The 16,158-nt window shown below is 68.0% G+C and carries 15 protein-coding genes; all 15 read right to left on the bottom strand.

Going from position 1 to position 16,158, the window contains the following annotated elements; genetic code table 11:
• Positions 1-4: 4 nt before the first annotated feature.
• Positions 5-1,021 (bottom strand): flagellar motor protein MotD, encoded by a 1,017-nt coding sequence (motD, locus tag AC5P8D_RS04995; RefSeq protein ID WP_019338561.1) that lies wholly within the window; start codon positions 1,019-1,021, stop codon positions 5-7.
• A 1-nt stretch (position 1,022) separates the two neighbouring features.
• Positions 1,023-1,763, bottom strand: a complete 741-nt coding sequence (locus AC5P8D_RS04990) for a flagellar motor protein (RefSeq protein ID WP_010482457.1) — start codon at positions 1,761-1,763, stop codon at positions 1,023-1,025.
• 101 nt (positions 1,764-1,864) lie between these two features.
• The gene (locus tag AC5P8D_RS04985) at positions 1,865-3,697 is read right to left on the bottom strand and encodes a chemotaxis protein CheA (RefSeq protein ID WP_235650467.1); all 1,833 of its coding nucleotides are present in this window, start codon (positions 3,695-3,697) and stop codon (positions 1,865-1,867) included.
• A 2-nt stretch (positions 3,698-3,699) separates the two neighbouring features.
• Entirely contained in the window at positions 3,700-4,305 is a 606-nt protein-coding gene (locus AC5P8D_RS04980; RefSeq protein WP_010482455.1) for a protein phosphatase CheZ, read from the bottom strand.
• Positions 4,305-4,697: a chemotaxis response regulator CheY gene (cheY, locus tag AC5P8D_RS04975; RefSeq protein WP_006365466.1), complete on the bottom strand. Its 393-nt coding sequence runs from the start codon at positions 4,695-4,697 to the stop codon at positions 4,305-4,307. Before cheY ends, AC5P8D_RS04980 begins: the two co-directional genes overlap by 1 nt.
• A gap of 57 nt (positions 4,698-4,754) precedes the next feature.
• Positions 4,755-5,498, bottom strand: coding sequence for an RNA polymerase sigma factor FliA (locus tag AC5P8D_RS04970; RefSeq protein WP_010482450.1), 744 nt, complete (start codon positions 5,496-5,498; stop codon positions 4,755-4,757).
• Positions 5,495-6,382: a MinD/ParA family ATP-binding protein gene (locus tag AC5P8D_RS04965; RefSeq protein WP_010482449.1), complete on the bottom strand. Its 888-nt coding sequence runs from the start codon at positions 6,380-6,382 to the stop codon at positions 5,495-5,497. Before AC5P8D_RS04965 ends, AC5P8D_RS04970 begins: the two co-directional genes overlap by 4 nt.
• Positions 6,369-7,997, bottom strand: a complete 1,629-nt coding sequence (gene flhF / locus AC5P8D_RS04960) for a flagellar biosynthesis GTPase FlhF (protein ID WP_029379820.1) — start codon at positions 7,995-7,997, stop codon at positions 6,369-6,371. Before flhF ends, AC5P8D_RS04965 begins: the two co-directional genes overlap by 14 nt.
• Before the next feature lie 145 nt (positions 7,998-8,142).
• Positions 8,143-10,203, bottom strand: a complete 2,061-nt coding sequence (flhA, locus tag AC5P8D_RS04955) for a flagellar biosynthesis protein FlhA (RefSeq protein ID WP_185744940.1) — start codon at positions 10,201-10,203, stop codon at positions 8,143-8,145.
• A gap of 44 nt (positions 10,204-10,247) precedes the next feature.
• Positions 10,248-11,378 carry a flagellar biosynthesis protein FlhB gene (gene flhB / locus AC5P8D_RS04950; protein WP_057504315.1) on the bottom strand — a complete coding sequence of 377 codons (1,131 nt, stop codon included), beginning with the start codon at positions 11,376-11,378 and terminating at the stop codon, positions 10,248-10,250.
• A gap of 158 nt (positions 11,379-11,536) precedes the next feature.
• Positions 11,537-13,672, bottom strand: a complete 2,136-nt coding sequence (locus AC5P8D_RS04945) for a putative bifunctional diguanylate cyclase/phosphodiesterase (protein WP_495203133.1) — start codon at positions 13,670-13,672, stop codon at positions 11,537-11,539.
• Between the two features lie 164 nt (positions 13,673-13,836).
• The gene (gene fliR, locus AC5P8D_RS04940) at positions 13,837-14,628 is read right to left on the bottom strand and encodes a flagellar biosynthetic protein FliR (RefSeq protein ID WP_331600766.1); all 792 of its coding nucleotides are present in this window, start codon (positions 14,626-14,628) and stop codon (positions 13,837-13,839) included.
• A 13-nt stretch (positions 14,629-14,641) separates the two neighbouring features.
• On the bottom strand, positions 14,642-14,911 hold the full coding sequence (locus tag AC5P8D_RS04935) for a flagellar biosynthetic protein FliQ (RefSeq protein ID WP_005413254.1): 270 nt from the start codon (positions 14,909-14,911) through the stop codon (positions 14,642-14,644).
• A gap of 51 nt (positions 14,912-14,962) precedes the next feature.
• Entirely contained in the window at positions 14,963-15,742 is a 780-nt protein-coding gene (gene fliP, locus AC5P8D_RS04930) for a flagellar type III secretion system pore protein FliP (protein WP_043395553.1), read from the bottom strand.
• A gap of 1 nt (position 15,743) precedes the next feature.
• Positions 15,744-16,142, bottom strand: coding sequence for a flagellar biosynthetic protein FliO (fliO, locus tag AC5P8D_RS04925; RefSeq protein WP_029550912.1), 399 nt, complete (start codon positions 16,140-16,142; stop codon positions 15,744-15,746).
• Between the last annotated feature and the right edge of the window lie 16 nt (positions 16,143-16,158).

The following is a 16,158-nucleotide window of genomic DNA, read 5'->3' as shown; positions in this document are numbered from 1 at the left end:
CGGTTTACTCCTTCATTGCCGGGGGAACGGCGGCGCCGACGCGGCTGCCAGCCGGCACCGGCGGCAACTTCACCGGTGCGATGGGGGAGGTGGGGGCGCTGGCCGGAGTTGCGGCGGCCTGTTCGGTAGCGGTGCTGTCGGTGGCGCCGGTGGCTGCGTTCAGGCGCTGGCCGAGCGGGTCCACCGAATGCGAGGTGTCGGCCAGGATGATGACCATCACCCGACGGTTGCGGTTGCGGCCCTGCGCGCTGTCGTTCTCTTCGCGCGGGCGGAACTGGCCGTAGCCGACCATCGCCAGCCGCGACGGCTGCACGCCCTGGTCGGCGAACAGATGCACCACGCTGGCGGCGCGTCCGGCCGACAGCTCCCAGTTCGAGGGGAAGGTGGCGGTGGCGATCGGCACGTTGTCGGTGTGCCCTTCCACGCGCACGCTGTTGGGCACGTCACGCAGCACCTCGGCCAGGCTGGCCAGGGTCTGCCGCGCATGCACGTCCAGCGCGGCCGAGCCGGTCGGGAACAGGATGTCGCTGTTGATCTCGACTTCGATCCACAGCTCGGTGCGGCGCACGCTGATCATGCCGCGGTCGATCAGCGGCGCCAGTGCGGCGGTGAGGCGGTCGGCGATGCTGTTGAGCTGGCGCTCGGCGCGCGCGATCTGCTCCTGGTTGTGCACCGACACCGGCATGCGCATCTGCGAGGCCATCGATGGCAGCAGGGTCGGGTCGTGCGACGGTGCAGGCGCTGAGGGTCCGATCTTGGTGCCGGACTTGATCACCGAGGGGCTGTCCCAGCCGCCACCCTGCACCTGCTTGTTACCCACCTGCACCGGATTGATGGTGCGCGGTGCGCCACCGAAGGCATCGGTGAGTGCGTCGGCCATGATCCGATACTTGCCCTCGTTGACCGAGGAAATCGCGTACATGACCACGAAGAAGGCCAGCAACAGCGTCATCAGGTCGGCATAGGGAATCGCCCATGCTTCGTGGTTGGCGTGCTCTTCGTGGTGCTTGCGGCGGGCCATGTCAGTGCAGGAAGCCGGAGAGGTTGGTTTCGATGTTGCGCGGGTTCTCGCCCTGGGCGATCGAGATCAGGCCTTCGATGACCATTTCGCGATCGCGGGTGTTGTGCGAGATCACACTCTTGAGCTTGGCGGCCACCGGCAGGAACAGCAGGTTGGCCGAGGCGATGCCGTAGATGGTGGCGGTGAACGCTGCGGCGATGCCGTGGCCGAGCTTGCTCGGGTCGGCCAGGTTCTTCATCACCGCGATCAGGCCGAGCACGGCGCCGATGATGCCGAGGGTCGGTGCGTAGATGCCCATCGCTTCAAAGACCTTGGCGCCGGCCTGGTCCTGATGCTCCTGGCTGCCCAGTTCGATTTCCAGCATGTGCCGCATCGATTCGGGTTCAACGCCATCGACCAGCAGCTGCAGGCCCTTGCGCAGGAACGGGTCCTGCTGCGCTTCCACCTGCGACTCCAGGCCCAGCAGGCCCTGGCGGCGGGCGATGTTGCTCCACTCGACGATCTGCTGGATCAGTTCGCGGCGATCACTGTGCGGCGGGCGCACGACCCAGCGCACGATCTTGAACGCATGCTTGAACACCGCCGGCGAGGTATGCAGCAGGATCGCGGCGACGGTGCCGACGATGACGATCACGAACGCCGCAGGCGACCACAACGACGCCAGGCCGGCGCCCTTGAGGATGCTGCCACCGACCAGCGAGGCCAGGGCGAGAAAGAGTCCAATGAGGCTGAGTCTATCCATGGTTCCGGTATCGGCGTGTATGAATGGGACTTGAGACACCGGTAGATCGCGTACAGACGGTAGTCACAGTTTTCGGGTCGCCGGGCGACGCCCGGCGGGGGTCATCGCAGTCCGTCCACGTCCAGGATCAAGGCCATGCGACCATCGCCGATCAAGGTTGCACCGGCATAACCGCGCAGGCCGCGCAGGGCTTTCGGCAGCGGCTTGATGACCACTTCCTCGCGCCCGCGCACCTGGTCCACGACCAGACCGAAGCGCGCTTCGCCGGCCTGCAGCACCACGATGGTCAGCAGGGGCGAGGCGGCCGGCGTCACATCCAGCCACTGGCGGAGATCGACCAGCGGCAGGGTGTGCGAGCGGCGGTCGAGCACGGCACGGCCATCGAACCAGCCCAGCGACGTGCGCGGTGCGTGCAGCACTTCCATCACGCGCGCCAGCGGCAACGCGTAGACGTCCTCACCGGCCTGCACCAGCAGGGTCGGCAGGATCGCCAGGGTCAGCGGCACGCGGATCAGGAAGCGGCTGCCACGGCCCAGCTCCGACTGGATCTGGATCTGGCCGCTCAGTTCGCGGATGCGTGACTGCACCACGTCCATGCCGACGCCGCGGCCGGAGATGTCGGTGACCTGCTGCTTGGTCGAGAAGCCGGGCAGGAACACCAGGTGCAGGCATTCCTCGCTGCTCAGGCGCGCGGCCGCCTCCGGATCGATCAGGCCCTTCTCGCGTGCCTTGGCACGCAGCTTTTCGGGGTCGATGCCGGCGCCATCGTCCTGCACCTCGATGCTGACGTAGTCACCTTCCTGCTGCGCCGACAGCCGCACGTGGCCCATCCGCGGCTTGCCCTGCGCCTCGCGCAGGTCGGGCATTTCCACGCCATGGTCGATGGCGTTGCGGACCAGGTGCACCAGCGGGTCGGCCAGCGCTTCGACCAGGTTGCGGTCGAGCTCGGTCTCGGCGCCGATCAGTTCCAGGTCCACTTCCTTCTTCAGCGAGCGGGCGACGTCGCGGGCCACCTTGGGGAAGCGGGAGAAGACCTTGCCCACCGGCTGCATGCGGGTACGCATCACCGCCGACTGCAGGCGGGCCGTGGCGATGTCCAGGGTGGACACGGCGCGGTCCAATTCTTCATCGCGCAGGCGTGCACGCAGGGTCTTGAGCCGATTGCGTGACAGCACCAGTTCGCCGATCAGGTTGACGATCGCGTCCAGGCGCTTGGTGTCTACGCGTACGGTATGTTCGGCCTCGGCCAACGGCTTGGCGGCCGGCTTTGCCACCGGTGCCGGTGCGGCGACCGGGCGCGGGGCTGCAGCCGGCGCCGGTGCCATGGCGGCAGCAGGCTTGGTGCCCGGTGCGGCGCCACCGTGCAGCTGGTCGAGCAGGGCTTCGAACTCGTCTTCGCTGATCAGTCCGTCGTCGGCCTTCTTCGCCGGTGCGACCGCGGTCGGCGCGTTGCCACCATGCAGCTGGTCGAGCAGGGCCTCGAATTCGTCGTCGGTGATCAGGTCGCTGCCACCCGCGGCGGGTGCTGCTGCGGCGGCGGGTGCCGCCAAGGCACCGCCGTGTACGTCGAACTGGGCGATCAGGTCCGGCGGTGCATAGCCCGGCTCGGTGCCGGAGGAAACTGCATCCAGCATCGACTGCAGGTAGTCCAGCGATTGCTGGGCCGCGTCGAAGTGATGGGCCTGCAGCACCGCCTGGCCGGCACGCGCGGCGCCCAGCGCTTCTTCAGCGGCATGGCACAGCTCGACCATGGCGGTGACGCCGAGGAATCCGGCGCCGCCCTTGAGCGTGTGATAGCCGCGGAACACCGCGTTGAGCTGATCGCTGTCCTGCGGTGCCTGCTCCAGCGACACCAGCTGTTCGCCGAGGCGATCCAGGATTTCCTGTGCCTCGATGATGAAATCGGCAGTGATGTCGTCGGATACCGCGCTCATGCTTACAGCCCCAGATCCGACAACAGGTCGTCGGCGTCGTTCTGCGAGACCGCGTGGCGGTCCAGTCCCTTCAGTGCCGGCCCGGCCAGTTCCGGGTCGGTGCGATGCTGTTCCGGTGGCAGGCCGAGTGCGCCGAAGCCTTCGTGCACGCGGCGGACGATGCCCACCACGCGACGGATGATCTGCCCGGTCAGGTCCTGGTAGCTCTGGGTCAGGGCGATCTCGGTCAGGTTGTGGCGGATGCGCTCGAGCTGCGCGTCCTGGCCCGGCTGCAGGCCTTCGGCGCGCAGCTGTTCGGTCAGGCTGCGGCATTCCTCGGCCAGGTCCAGGGTGCGGTGCGTGGCCTGTTCGGTCATCGCCACCACGTGGTCCAGGCGCGCGCAGGCATCGTCCAGTTCCCCGGCTTCGCTCGGCACGGTCGGCAGTTCACCCAGCGCCTGCCCCAGTTCGCGGGCCAGCCGCGAGAGCCCACTCATCATCGGCTGCGTGCGCAGCGCGACCAGTCCGTCGATGCGCTGCCGCCAGGCGGCTTCGTCACCGGACTCGAGTGCGTCCAGGGCCTCCTGCAGGCGCAGGGCGAGGGCGCTCTTGTCGACCGTGGTATCCATCAGGCGCTGGCCGCCAGGCGTTCGAAGATCTTGCCGAGCTTCTCTTCCAGCGTCTGCGCGGTGAACGGCTTGATGATGTAGCCGTTCACGCCGCTCTGGGCGGCTTCGATGATCTGTTCACGCTTGGCTTCTGCGGTGACCATCAGCACCGGCAGGGTCTTCAGCTTGGCATCGGCACGGATCGCCTTGAGCAGCTCGATGCCGGTCATCACCGGCATGTTCCAGTCGGTGACCACGAAATCGAACGGCTGGCTCTGCAGCAGCGACAGCGCGGCATGCCCGTCCTCGGCTTCGGCGGTATTGGTGAAGCCCAGATCGCCCAGCAGGTTCTTGACGATTCGACGCATGGTCGAGAAGTCGTCGACGATCAGGATGCGCATGTTCTTGTTCAAAGCAGAATTCCTTTGTTGTTCATTCCGGACGGCCGGGGGCAGCCGCCTCGGGGATGTTCATTCTTCGAGGCCGGCGTCGGCGGCCTCGAACAGCTTCAGCCGGCCACGCAGGCGCAGTACCGCCTGGCCGTGGATCTGGCAGACCCGCGACTCGCTCACGCCGAGCACCGCGCCGATCTCCTTCAGGTTCAGTTCCTGCTCGTAGTACAGCGAGAGCACCAGCTGTTCGCGCTCGGGCAGGTGGCCGATGGCCTTGCCCAGCTCGCGGCCGAACTCGCCGCGCTCCAGCACCTGCTGCGGGGTCGGGCCGCCCTGGGCCACGGTGTCCAGCTCGCCCTGGTCCTCGATGCGCGATTCAAGACTCAGCACCTGGCCACGGGCAGCGTCTTCCATCAGCCGCAGGTACTCGGGCAATGGCATCTCCATCGCGGCGGCCACTTCGGTGGCGCTGGCGGCACGGCCACTGCTCTGTTCCAGGCGGCGGATGGTGGCGGCGGCATCACGTGCACGGCGGTGCACCGAGCGCGGCACCCAGTCGCCACGGCGGATCTCATCGATCATCGAACCGCGGATGCGGATCGAGGCATAGGTCTCGAACGAAGCCCCCTGGTCGGCGTCATAGCTGCGCGAGGCTTCGATCAGTCCCATCATGCCGGCCTGGATCAGGTCGTCGACCTCGACGCTCGCCGGCAGGCGTGCGGCCAGGTGGTGGGCGATGCGCCGCACCAGGTCCGAATGCTGGGCGATGACCTCGTTGGCCGCCGTGCGCTGGACTTCCCGGTACTGGGCTGCGCCTTTCATGCGGCCACCCCGCGCTGCTTGAGAATACGCTCGAGGAAGAACTCAACGCCGCCGCGCGGTTCGGTCGGCGCCTGCCAGCGTGCGGTACGGCGGGCAATCTCGGTGATCGCCAACGCGGCCGGGCTGGACGGGTAGGCCTTTACCACTGGCTGCTGGCGCTGCACCGACAGGCGCAGCCAATCATCCTGCGGCACACAGCCCAGATAGTTCAGCGAGACATCGGCGAGGAATTTCTCGCAGACCCGGGTCAGCTTTTCGTACAGCACGCGGCCCTCGTTGGGGTCGCGCACCATGTTGGCCACCACCTGGATGCGGTCCACGCCGCGCTCGCGCGACAGCACCTTGATCAGCGCATAGGCGTCGGTGATCGAGGCCGGCTCGTCACAGACCACCACCACGGTGTCCTGCGCGGCCTGGCAGAAGGTCAGCACGCCATCGGTGATGCCGGCGGCGGTGTCCACCACCATGATGTCCAGTTCGCGTTCCAGTTCGGAGAACACGTTGACCAGGCCGACGTGCTCGGCCGGGGCCAGCTCGGCCATGTGCCGGCGACCGGACGCGGCCGGGACCACCAGCACGCCGTTCGGGCCTTCGACGATGACGTCATCCAGCGTGCAGCGGCCGGCGACCAGGTCGGCCAGGGTAAAGGTGGGGTTCAGGCCCAGGATCACGTCGATGTTGGCAAGGCCAAGGTCGGCGTCCAGCAGCAGCGTGCGCTTGCCCATGCCAGCCAGCGCCACGGCCAGGTTGGCCGAAACGTTGGTCTTGCCCACGCCGCCCTTGCCGCCAGTGACGGCAATGGTGCGCACAGGGCCGAGCGGCTCGCTGCGGGTGGCCGACAGCGGGAAGGTCTTGGTCAGCTTGGCGTACTCACGCGACGGCATGGTTCAACTCCGGGTTGCAGGGCATATCGGCCGCGCGGCGCAAATCTTCAAGGCGAAGTACGAGATTGGCCGCACTGGCCCGGTGCAGGTCCTCCGGAACGTCCTGGCCATCGGTCACCCAGGTGATCGGCAGGGCATGGTCCACGGCCACCGACAGGGCGTTGCCGAAGCGGCCGGTCTCGTCCAGCTTGCTCAGCACCAGACCCTGCAGGTTGGCGGCGCCGAAGCGGCGGACCACCTCGTCCATGTCGCCGAAGCTGGTATTGGCCGGCAGCACCAGCAGGGTGCGCACCTGGCGGGCGGCACGCAGCCACTGCAGCTGGGCGGCCAGCGCGCGGTCGCGCGGGCCCAGGCCGGCGGTGTCGATCAGCACCAGCTTGTAGTCCTTCAGGCGTTCCAGCAGCTGGTCCAGGTCGGTGCCACTGTTGGCCTCGTGCACCGCGATGCCGAGCTGGCGGCCGTAACCGTACAGCTGCTCGCGGGCACCGATGCGGGTGGTGTCGGTGGTGACCAGGGCCACATCACGCGGCGCGTGCTTCTCGGCGAAGCGCGAGGCCAGCTTGGCGATGGTGGTGGTCTTGCCGGCGCCGGTCGGGCCAACCAGGGCGATCACGCCGCCTTCTTCCAGCGGGTCGACCGGGGCGATCGGCAGCTTGCGCGAAATCAGCCCCAGCATCAGGCCGCGGCCACGGTGGGCTTCGGTCTCCAGCGGGATCTGCATGGCCACGTCGCGGGCCAGGCCGGCGTCGAAACCGTACTCGTCCATCAGGTCCAGCGCGGTGGCGCGCACCGGGCAGCCACGCAGGCGCTCGTCGGTGAAGCGGTTCATCTCGCGCTCGATCACCTGGCGCATGCCGGCCACTTCCTGGCGCAGCTGGCGGATCTCGGCGTCGTCCTGGGCGACCACGGTCAGCACCGGGGCCGGGGCGAGGGTGGGCTCCGGCGAGGTTTCGATGACGGCGTCGGCCACTGCCGGTTCGCTGGCGGCGATCTCCGGCTGTGCTTCGGTCGGAGCCGCGCCCGGCAGCGGCGGCGGCTGCACGGCGGGGGCCGCGCTTTCGTGATGCATCTCGTGCGGCGGGTCGACCTGGAAGCGGGCACGGTTGGCTGGCGCGCTGGCGGCCGGTGCCGATGCCGGTGCAACGATGGCCTCGGCGAACGGGGCGAAGATCTGTTCGGGCAGCGCCGGTTCGTTGACGGCAGCGCGGGCCAGGGTCGCGGCGAAGCCGGTGCTGCCGCGGGTCGGCACGATCTCGTCGGCGCTGTCCAGGGTACGGCCGGTGGCACCGACCGCGGCGCGGGCGAGGGCGGCCACGGCCGAGGTGGTCGCGGCAACCGGTTCCGGAGCGGGGGTGTTGCTGCGACGGCGGGTGACTGCGGCAATGACGGCATCGGCGGCGGTGCGCGGCTTGGGTGCCGGCGGCGGTGCCACGTCACGGCGCGAGGCTTCCAGTGCACGCTGCACGGCGCTCTCGTCATAGTTCGCGGCGGCGACGATCTCGATGCCTTCCTCGATCCGGCGGTTGGACAGGATCACGGCGTCAGGACCATGTTCCTTGCGCACCAGGTTCATGGCCGAGCGCATGTCGGCGGCGACGAATCGTTTGATTTTCATGCTGTGGTCACGGGACGAAGACGGCGGGGTGGCGGTCGGAGAACTCGGGTGGTCGGTGGTCTGCACGGTGCGGGTTCCCCTTGGTGTCTGTCTGTTGCGTTGGTTCGAAAGTGGTGTCTGTTTTCTGGCGCATCGGTGGGCGGCGTCAGCTGATCGTTCCGACCAGCTTCAGTCGCTTGTCCTCCGGCACCTCGCTGTAGGCCAGGACCGACAGCGACGGGACGCTGTGGCGGACCAGGCGCGCCAGCGCGGCGCGCACCGGGCCCGGTACCAGCACGACCGCCGGCTCGTTTCGCGCTTCCTGCTTGCTGACACATTCGGCCAGGCTCTGGTGCAGTCGCTCTGCGAGTCCGGGTTCCAGCGCGGCGCCGTTGCCCTGCGTGGACTCCTGCAAGACACGTTCCAATTGCGGGTTGAGGGTGAACACCGGCAGCTCCGCCGACATTCCGGCGATCTCCTGCACGATGAAACGGCCCAGTGCGGTGCGCACGGCGGCGGTCAGCACGGCCGGGTCCTGGCTGTTCGGCGCGTGTTCGACCAGTGCTTCGGCGATCTTGCGCAACTGGCGGATCGGAATGCGTTCGACCAGCAGGTTCTGCAGCACGCGCACCACCGCCGACAGCGGCAGCGCCTTCGGCGTCAGATCTTCGACGAGCTTGGGCGCGCTCTTGGCCAGGTTGGCCAGCAGGTGCTGCACTTCCTCATGGCCGAGCAGCTCGGGTGCGTGTTCGCGGATCAGGTGCGACAGATGGGTGGCGACCACGGTGGCCGGGTCGACCACCGTGTAGCCCAGCGTTTCGGCCTGGGCGCGCTGGTGCGGCTGGATCCAGGTGGCATCCAGGCCGAACGCGGGATCCTTGCCGGCAATGCCCTCCAGTGCGCCGAGCGCGCTGCCCGGGTCCAGGGCCAGTTCGCGGTCGGGGTGGATCTCGGCGGTGGCCACCGGCACGCCGTGCACCAGCACGCGGTAGCCGTTGGCGGGTAGTTCCAGGTTGTCGCGGATGTGCACCGACGGGATCAGGAAGCCGACGTCCTGGGTCAGCTTGCGGCGCACGCCCTTGATGCGCGCCATCAGTTCGCCGCCCTGGTTGCTGTCGACCAGCGGGATCAGCCGGTAGCCGACCTCCAGCCCCAGCGGATCGACCGGGCGCAGCTCGTCCCAGCTCAGTTCGGCGGTGGGCGCCGGTGCGGCCGGGCGACCCAGTGCGTTGAGCGCGGCGGCGTCATTACCTGCGGCTGCCGGGTCGGTGGCCGCGGCCTTGCCCTTGCGGTAGACCTTCCAGGCGATGAAGCCGAGGATCGCGGACAGCGTCAGGAAAGCGACGTTGGGCATGCCCGGCACCAGGCCGACCACGCCGATGATGCCGGCGGTGATCGCCAGCGCGCGGTACTGGCCGAACACCTGGCCGGTCATGGCCTGGGCCATGTCCTGCGAGCGCGAGGCGCGGGTGACCAGCATCGCCACCGCGCTGGAGACCAGCAGCGCCGGCAGCTGCGCCACCAGGCCGTCACCGATGGAGAGCAGGGTGTAGGTGGCGGCGGCGTCGCCGAACGGCATGCCATGCTGCAGCACGCCCACGGCCAGGCCGCCAAGCATGTTGATGAACAGGATCAGGATACCGGCGATGGCGTCGCCGCGGATGAACTTGCTGGCACCGTCCATTGCGCCGTAGAAGTCGGCTTCTTCGCGGACTTCCTCGCGGCGCAGCTTGGCTTCTTCACGCGTCAGCAAACCGGCGTTGAGGTCGGCGTCGATCGCCATCTGCTTGCCGGGCATCGCGTCGAGGATGAAGCGCGCGGTCACTTCCGAGACGCGGCCGGCGCCCTTGGTGATGACCACGAAGTTGATGATGGTGAGAATCGCGAACACCACGATGCCGACCGCGTAGTTGCCGCCGATCACGAATTCGCCGAAGGCGGCGATCACCTTGCCGGCCGCATCGTGGCCGTTCTGGCCGTTGAGCAGGATGACGCGGGTGGAGGCTACGTTCAGCGCCAGCCGCAGCATGGTGGTGATCAGCAGCACGATCGGGAAGATGGTGAAGTCCAGCGGGCGCTTCACGTAGACCACCGCCAGCAGCACCATCAGCGAGATGGCGATGTTGAAGGTGAACAGCGCATCAAGCACCGGTGCGGCCAGCGGGACCACAACCATGGCCAGCAGGGCCAGCACGATCAGCGGCGCGCCAAGGCCCTGGCGGATCATTTCCAGAGCGCGGCGGGTGTTGAAACCGGTGGAGGGCTGGGCGCTCACGGGCGGCCTCCCTTGCCGAATTCATCCACCTGGATGTGCGGGGCGTCCGGCATCGGGCCAGTGCGCCAGGCGCGCAGCTGGTAGACGTAGGACAGGACCTGGGCGACGGCCGAATACAGTCTCACGGGGATTTCCTTTCCGAGTTGGCCTTCCCGATACAAGGCGCGTGCCAAAGGCGGGGCAGAGACGATCGCCACCTTGTTGCCGTCGGCCACTTCACGGATGCGCAGGGCGGTCTCGTCCACGCCCAGCGCGACCACGGTCGGGGCGTTCATGGCACCACCTTCGTACTTCAGGGCCACCGCGTAGTGGGTGGGGTTGACCACCACCACGTCGGCGGTGGGTACCGCCTCCATCATCCGGCGGTTGGCCATCTGCTGCTGCAGCTGGCGGATGCGGCCCTTCACCTCGGGGCTGCCCTCGCTTTCCTTCATTTCCCGGCGCAGCTCTTCACGGGTCATCTTCAGCTTGCGCATCCAGTTCCAGCGCTGGTACGGCGCGTCGATGGCGGCCAGCACCAGCATCGCACCGGCGGTGGCCAGCAGCAGGCGCAGGGTGAAGCCGAGGCCGTCGGTGATGGCGGTCTCCAGCGGGTGGTGGATCAGCCCGCGCAGGGTGTCGAAGCCGGTCCAGACCACCATCCCGGCAGCGACACCGACGAAGGCCACGCGCAGCAGCGATTTGGTGAACTCGGCGATGGCCTCCGGGCCATACAGGCGCTTGAGCCCGCTCATCGGGTTCATGCGGTTGATGTCGGGCAGCAACGCCTTCTGCGACCAGCGCAGGCCCCCCATCACCAGAGGTGCGACGAAACTGGCCAGCAGGCAGACCAGCACCAGCGGCGCGATCACCAGCATGAACTGAAGCAGCAGGTCGCCGAAGTGGCCGAACAGTTCCTTCGGGTTCTGCCGCAGGCTCTGTTCCGGGCTGAGCGCCTGCTTCATCCAGGCCGTGGCGCCGCGGCCGATCGAGCCGCTCATCGCCATCACCGCCAGCACGCCGGCGCCGAACACGGCGGCGGTGCCGAGTTCGCGCGAGCGCGGCAGGTTGCCCTGTTCGCGGGCGTCGCGCAGGCGTTTTTCGGTAGGTTGTTCGGTCTTTTCGCCGGCGGATTCGTTCTCGGACATCACGGGCACTGCGGCAGGGGTTGCCGGGGTGCGTGCAAGAACTGTTCCGTGATGGGGTGTTGCCTATCCACGCACGGCGTGGATCTATTTGTAGAGCCGAGCCCATGCTCGGCTATGTTTGGATCGGGCGCGAAGAGCAGCCGAGCGCAGGCTCGGCTCTACAGGGGAGCGTTGTCGCTGGGCGGTGGGCTCTGCGCCAGTTCCACCCGTGGCCGCGGCAGGTCGTGCAGCTGCATGAAGCGGGCGGCGTCCACCGGCCGGCCCAGCAGGTAGCCCTGCAGGTAATCGCAGCCCAGGCGCTCCAGGTAGGCGCGCTGCGCGGCGGTCTCCACGCCCTCGGCCACGATATCCATGTCCAGTGCATGGCCCAGCGCCACGATGGCCGACACGATCACCACGTCTTCGGCGCTGTGTTCCAGGTCGCGCACGAACGCATGGTCGATCTTGATCTCGGTGGCCGGCAGGCGCTTCAGGTACAGCAGGCTGGAGTAGCCCGTGCCGAAATCATCGATGGAAATGCCCACGCCCAGGGCGGAGAAGCTCTGCAGCAGGCGCAGGCTGGTATCGGTATCGCGCATCACCGTGCTCTCGGTGATCTCCAGCACCAGGTTGCGCGGGGCGATCGCGTAGCGCTCGATCACCTCGCGTACGTCCTGCAGCAGGTGCGGGGAACTGAACTGTACCGGCGACAGGTTCACCGACATCGACCAGCCTTCGTGACCGGCGTCATGCCAGCGGCGCAGCTGCAGGCAGGCCTGGTCCAGCGCCCAGCGCCCGATGTCGTTGATCGCGCCGCTGCGCTCGGCCAGCCGGATGAAGCGGTCCGGCGGGATCAGGCCATGCTCCGGATGGCGCCAGCGGATCAACGCTTCGGCACCGGCCACCTTCTGCGTGGCTACCTGGATCTTCGGTTGGTAGTGCAGGAACAGCTGCTCGCTGCCAATGGCCCGGCGCAGGTCGGCCAGCAGCCGGAACTGTTGTTCGGCGCTGTCATTCATCCAGTCGGCGAACAGCACGAAGGCGTTGCGTCCGGATTCCTTGGCCTGGTACATCGCTGCATCGGCGAAGGCCATCAGCTGGCGCTCGCTGGCAGCGTGGTCCGGGCAGATCGCCACGCCGATGCTGGCGGTCACCTGCAGTTCGTTGTCGGCCAGCAACGGCCCGCTGCCTACCGCCTGCAGGATGCGGCGGGCCAGGGTCGGAAGGTCCTCGTCGTGCTCGATGCGCACCACCAGAACGAATTCGTCCCCGCCCAGACGGGCCAGCATGTCGTGGGGGCGCAGCAGCTGGCGCGTACGTTCGGCCACCGCCACCAGCAGTGCATCACCGGCCTGATGGCCATAGGCATCGTTGACCTGCTTGAAGCCATCCAGGTCCATGAACATCACCGCGAAACGGCTGCCGCCCTGTTCGGCCTCGGCCAGTGCCTGCACGATCCGACGCTGCAGCAGCAGGCGGTTGGGCAAGCGGGTGAGCGGGTCGTGTAGCGCGGCCTGGGTCAGTTCCTGCTGCGCGTCGGTGAGCGAGGTGCTCAACAGGGAATTGCGCAGGCGCAGCAGCTGCGCCTCCACCCGCTGGTCCAGCCAGGACACCACCAGCACCACGGCCAGGATCGCCACGGTGAGCATCACCACCAGCATGGCCAGCCATTCGCTCTGCAGTCCATCGCCTACGGCTGCGCCGCAGATGCTGCCTTCCGGAAAGCGTGCGGCGGCCATGCCCGTGTAGTGCATGCCGACGATCGCCAGCCCGAGCAGGCCGGCCGCTGCCAGCCGGTCGCCCACACGGGTGCGCTGCGCACGCAGGCGGAATGCAACGTACAGGGCCGTCCACGAAGCAGCGACCGCCACCATCAGCGAAAACAGCAGCCAGCCCGGGTCGTAGTCGATGCCCGGCTGCATGCGCATTGCGGCCATGCCAACGTAATGCATGCCGGCGATACCGGTGCCCATCAGCAGGGCGCCGACGGCCAGGCGCGGATGCGGCAGGGTGCGCAGCGAGACCAGCCACAGTGCGAACACTGACGAGGCGATGGCCAGGGCCAGGGAGAGCAGGGTGATGGGCAGGTCGTAGCCGAGCGGAATGGGCAGGTCGAAGGCGAGCATGCCGATGAAATGCATCGACCAGATGCCCAGGCCCATGGCGAAGCCACCACCGAGGCGCCACCACCATGCCGCGCCCTTGCCGGGTGCGGTGACCGTGCGCCCGGCCATCGCCAGCGCGGTGTACGAAGCCATCACGGCAACCAGCAGCGAGATCGCCACCAGCCACGGGTTGTACGTGCCTACCAGCATTCGTCAGTCTCCCGGACCTGCCTGTCGACGGAAACCACGGTGGGGCATGCATGAGGCAGGCCGACGCAGGGCGGCGGCCACGTGCGGCATCCCCCCGGTTGCCGCGCATTCACTCTAACGCGCGGACCCGGGGGAAGGGCAAGCAGTAAAACGTGATGATCGGGTCAGTGTGTGACCGCGTCCGCAGCCTGGATGGCGGCGTCGAACAGGCGCTGTACCGGCGGGCCCATTTCCCCGGCCAGCAACGCCAGCAGGAACAGGCCCAGCAGCAGCGAGATCGGCAGGCCCAGCTGGATCGGGTTCAGTGCCGGGGCCGCACGGGCCAGCACGCCGAACGCCAGATTCACTGCCAGCATCGCCACGGTCAGCGGGATCGCCAGGGTCAATGCGCCGCGCAGTACGGTCAGCAGGAAGGTCGGGGCGATGCTGAAGAAGGCGTGCGGGTCGGGCAGCGGCGCGCCGATCGGCAGCGCCCGGTAGCTGTCCACCACCAGTGAGATCAGCGCCAGGTGCCCGTTGGCGGTGAAGAACAGCAGGCCGAACAGCAGATAGAACCACTGGCCGATCACGCCCGAGGTGCCGCCACGCAGTGGGTCACTCATCTGCGCGAAGGCCAGGCCGGTGCCCTGGGCAATCAGTTCGCCGGCCATCGCCCCGGCCTCGAACACCAGGCGCAGCAGGAAGCCGATGGACACGCCGATGGCCAGTTCGCGGGCGATGGTGAGCACGGTGGCGGCATCAAAGCCCGTCCATTCCGGTACCGGCGGCAGCAGCGGCGCCAGCGCGATGGCCAGGGTACCGGCCAGGATCACGCGGATCCGCGCCGGCACTGCACGTGTACCGACCATGGGCATGGCCATCGCCACCGCGCCGATGCGCAGCATGGTCCACAACACGGTGCCGATCATGCCGAAGGCTTGCAGGCCGTCGGCAGCCATCTGGGTGGCGGCGTCCATCGAGGCGCGTGTCCTAGCCGATCAGGTGCGGGATGCGCTGGAACAGCAGCGTGGTGAACTCCACCAGGTGGCCGATCAGCAGGCTGCCCAGCGCGAACAGCACCGCGGTCAGCGCCGCCGCCTTGGCAACGAAGGCGATGGTCGGTTCGTTGAGCTGGGTCGCGGCCTGCACCACGCCCACCACCACGCCCACCACCAGCACGGTGAGCAGCAGCGGGCCAGCCACCCACAATACGGTGATCAGGCCGCCACGCAGTTCGGTCAAGGCAAGTTCGGGAGACATTCGGATTCCATCTGCTTATGTAGAGTCGAGCCAGGCTCGACTGCCTTTCGATCACGCCGGATTGAAGCTCGCCGCCAACGTGCCCACGGTCAGCACCCAGCCATCCACCAGCACGAACAGCAGGATCTTGAACGGTGCCGACACCAGCATCGGCGACAGCATCATCATGCCCATCGACATCAGCACGCTGGCCACGACCAGGTCGATGATCACGAACGGGATGAAGATCAGGAATCCGATTTCGAAGGCGGTCTTCAGCTCACTGGTGACGAACGAGGCGACCAGCACCGGGAACGGAATCGCATCGGGGCTGGCGTAGGTGCCGTGCCCGGCGATGCCGGCGAAGGTCATCAGGTCGGTCTCGCGGATCTGCGCAAGCATGAAGGCGCGCAGCGGCGAGGTGGTCAGCGTCCAGGCGGTCTGGAAGTCGATCTCGCCATTGAGATAGGGCGCCATGCCGGTGCTCCAGGCCTTGTCCCAGGTCGGCAGCATGATCATTGCGGTCAGGAACAGCGCCAGACCCAGCAGCACCTGGTTGGACGGCGTCTGGCCGGTGCCCAATGCCTGGCGCAGCAGGCCCAGCACGATGATGATGCGGGTGAACGAGGTCAGCACCAGCAGCATCGACGGGATCAGGGTGATCGCCGTCATCAGCAGCAGGGTCTGCAGCGGCAGGCTGACCGGCGCACCGCCGATTTTGCCCACGTTGATGTCCGGCAGCGGCGTGGTCGGGGCGCCCGGGGCGGCGAAGGCCAGTGCCGGCAACAGGCACAGGGCAAGCATCAGCAGCCACGGCATCAGGGTGGCAAGACGGGTACGGGTGACACGCATGTCAGGGGTCCTTGCGCAGCCGCTGCTGCAGCAGCTGGGCGAAATTCGGCAGGTTCTTGAAGTCCGGCACGCGCACCGGTGCCGGCGGCGGCAGCGGTTCGGGCAGGGTATGCAGGGTGTTGATGCCGCCGGCGGTGACGCCCAGCAGCAGTTGCTGGCCATTGACCTCGACCACCACCACGCGTTCCTTGGCGCCGACACTGAGGCTGGCCACCAGCTTCATGCCTTCGGCCGGGCGGAAGCCGCTGCCGGGCATGCGCTTGAGCAACCAGCCCAGGCCGACGACCAGGGCCAGCACGGCCAGCAGCGCCAGCACCGCACCGAACAGGCTGGGTGCGGCGGCCGCATGCTGGCCGACCTGCGGGCCAACCGGGGCGGCGGCCTTGCCGACCGCCAGCAGGGTGGAGGCCAGCAGG

It is taken from the genome of Stenotrophomonas sp. YJH_SMC_101-4 (assembly GCF_059370395.1).
Note: the sequence above shows the minus strand (reverse complement) of the source record. Positions and strands in the feature narration are given on the sequence as shown.

What these genes read in the sequence shown, in the direction of transcription:
- motD (WP_019338561.1), bottom strand. Translation starts at nt 1,021, where the DNA reads ATGGCCCGCCGCAAGCACCACGAAGAGCACGCCAACCACGAAGCATGG.
- AC5P8D_RS04990 (WP_010482457.1), bottom strand. Translation starts at nt 1,763, where the DNA reads ATGGATAGACTCAGCCTCATTGGACTCTTTCTCGCCCTGGCCTCGCTG.
- AC5P8D_RS04985 (WP_235650467.1), bottom strand. Translation starts at nt 3,697, where the DNA reads ATGAGCGCGGTATCCGACGACATCACTGCCGATTTCATCATCGAGGCA.
- AC5P8D_RS04980 (WP_010482455.1), bottom strand. Translation starts at nt 4,305, where the DNA reads ATGGATACCACGGTCGACAAGAGCGCCCTCGCCCTGCGCCTGCAGGAG.
- AC5P8D_RS04970 (WP_010482450.1), bottom strand. Translation starts at nt 5,498, where the DNA reads ATGAAAGGCGCAGCCCAGTACCGGGAAGTCCAGCGCACGGCGGCCAAC.
- AC5P8D_RS04965 (WP_010482449.1), bottom strand. Translation starts at nt 6,382, where the DNA reads ATGCCGTCGCGTGAGTACGCCAAGCTGACCAAGACCTTCCCGCTGTCG.
- flhF (WP_029379820.1), bottom strand. Translation starts at nt 7,997, where the DNA reads ATGAAAATCAAACGATTCGTCGCCGCCGACATGCGCTCGGCCATGAAC.
- flhA (WP_185744940.1), bottom strand. Translation starts at nt 10,203, where the DNA reads ATGATCCGCCAGGGCCTTGGCGCGCCGCTGATCGTGCTGGCCCTGCTG.
- flhB (WP_057504315.1), bottom strand. Translation starts at nt 11,378, where the DNA reads ATGTCCGAGAACGAATCCGCCGGCGAAAAGACCGAACAACCTACCGAA.
- AC5P8D_RS04945 (WP_495203133.1), bottom strand. Translation starts at nt 13,672, where the DNA reads ATGCTGGTAGGCACGTACAACCCGTGGCTGGTGGCGATCTCGCTGCTG.
- fliR (WP_331600766.1), bottom strand. Translation starts at nt 14,628, where the DNA reads ATGGACGCCGCCACCCAGATGGCTGCCGACGGCCTGCAAGCCTTCGGC.
- AC5P8D_RS04935 (WP_005413254.1), bottom strand. Translation starts at nt 14,911, where the DNA reads ATGTCTCCCGAACTTGCCTTGACCGAACTGCGTGGCGGCCTGATCACC.
- fliP (WP_043395553.1), bottom strand. Translation starts at nt 15,742, where the DNA reads ATGCGTGTCACCCGTACCCGTCTTGCCACCCTGATGCCGTGGCTGCTG.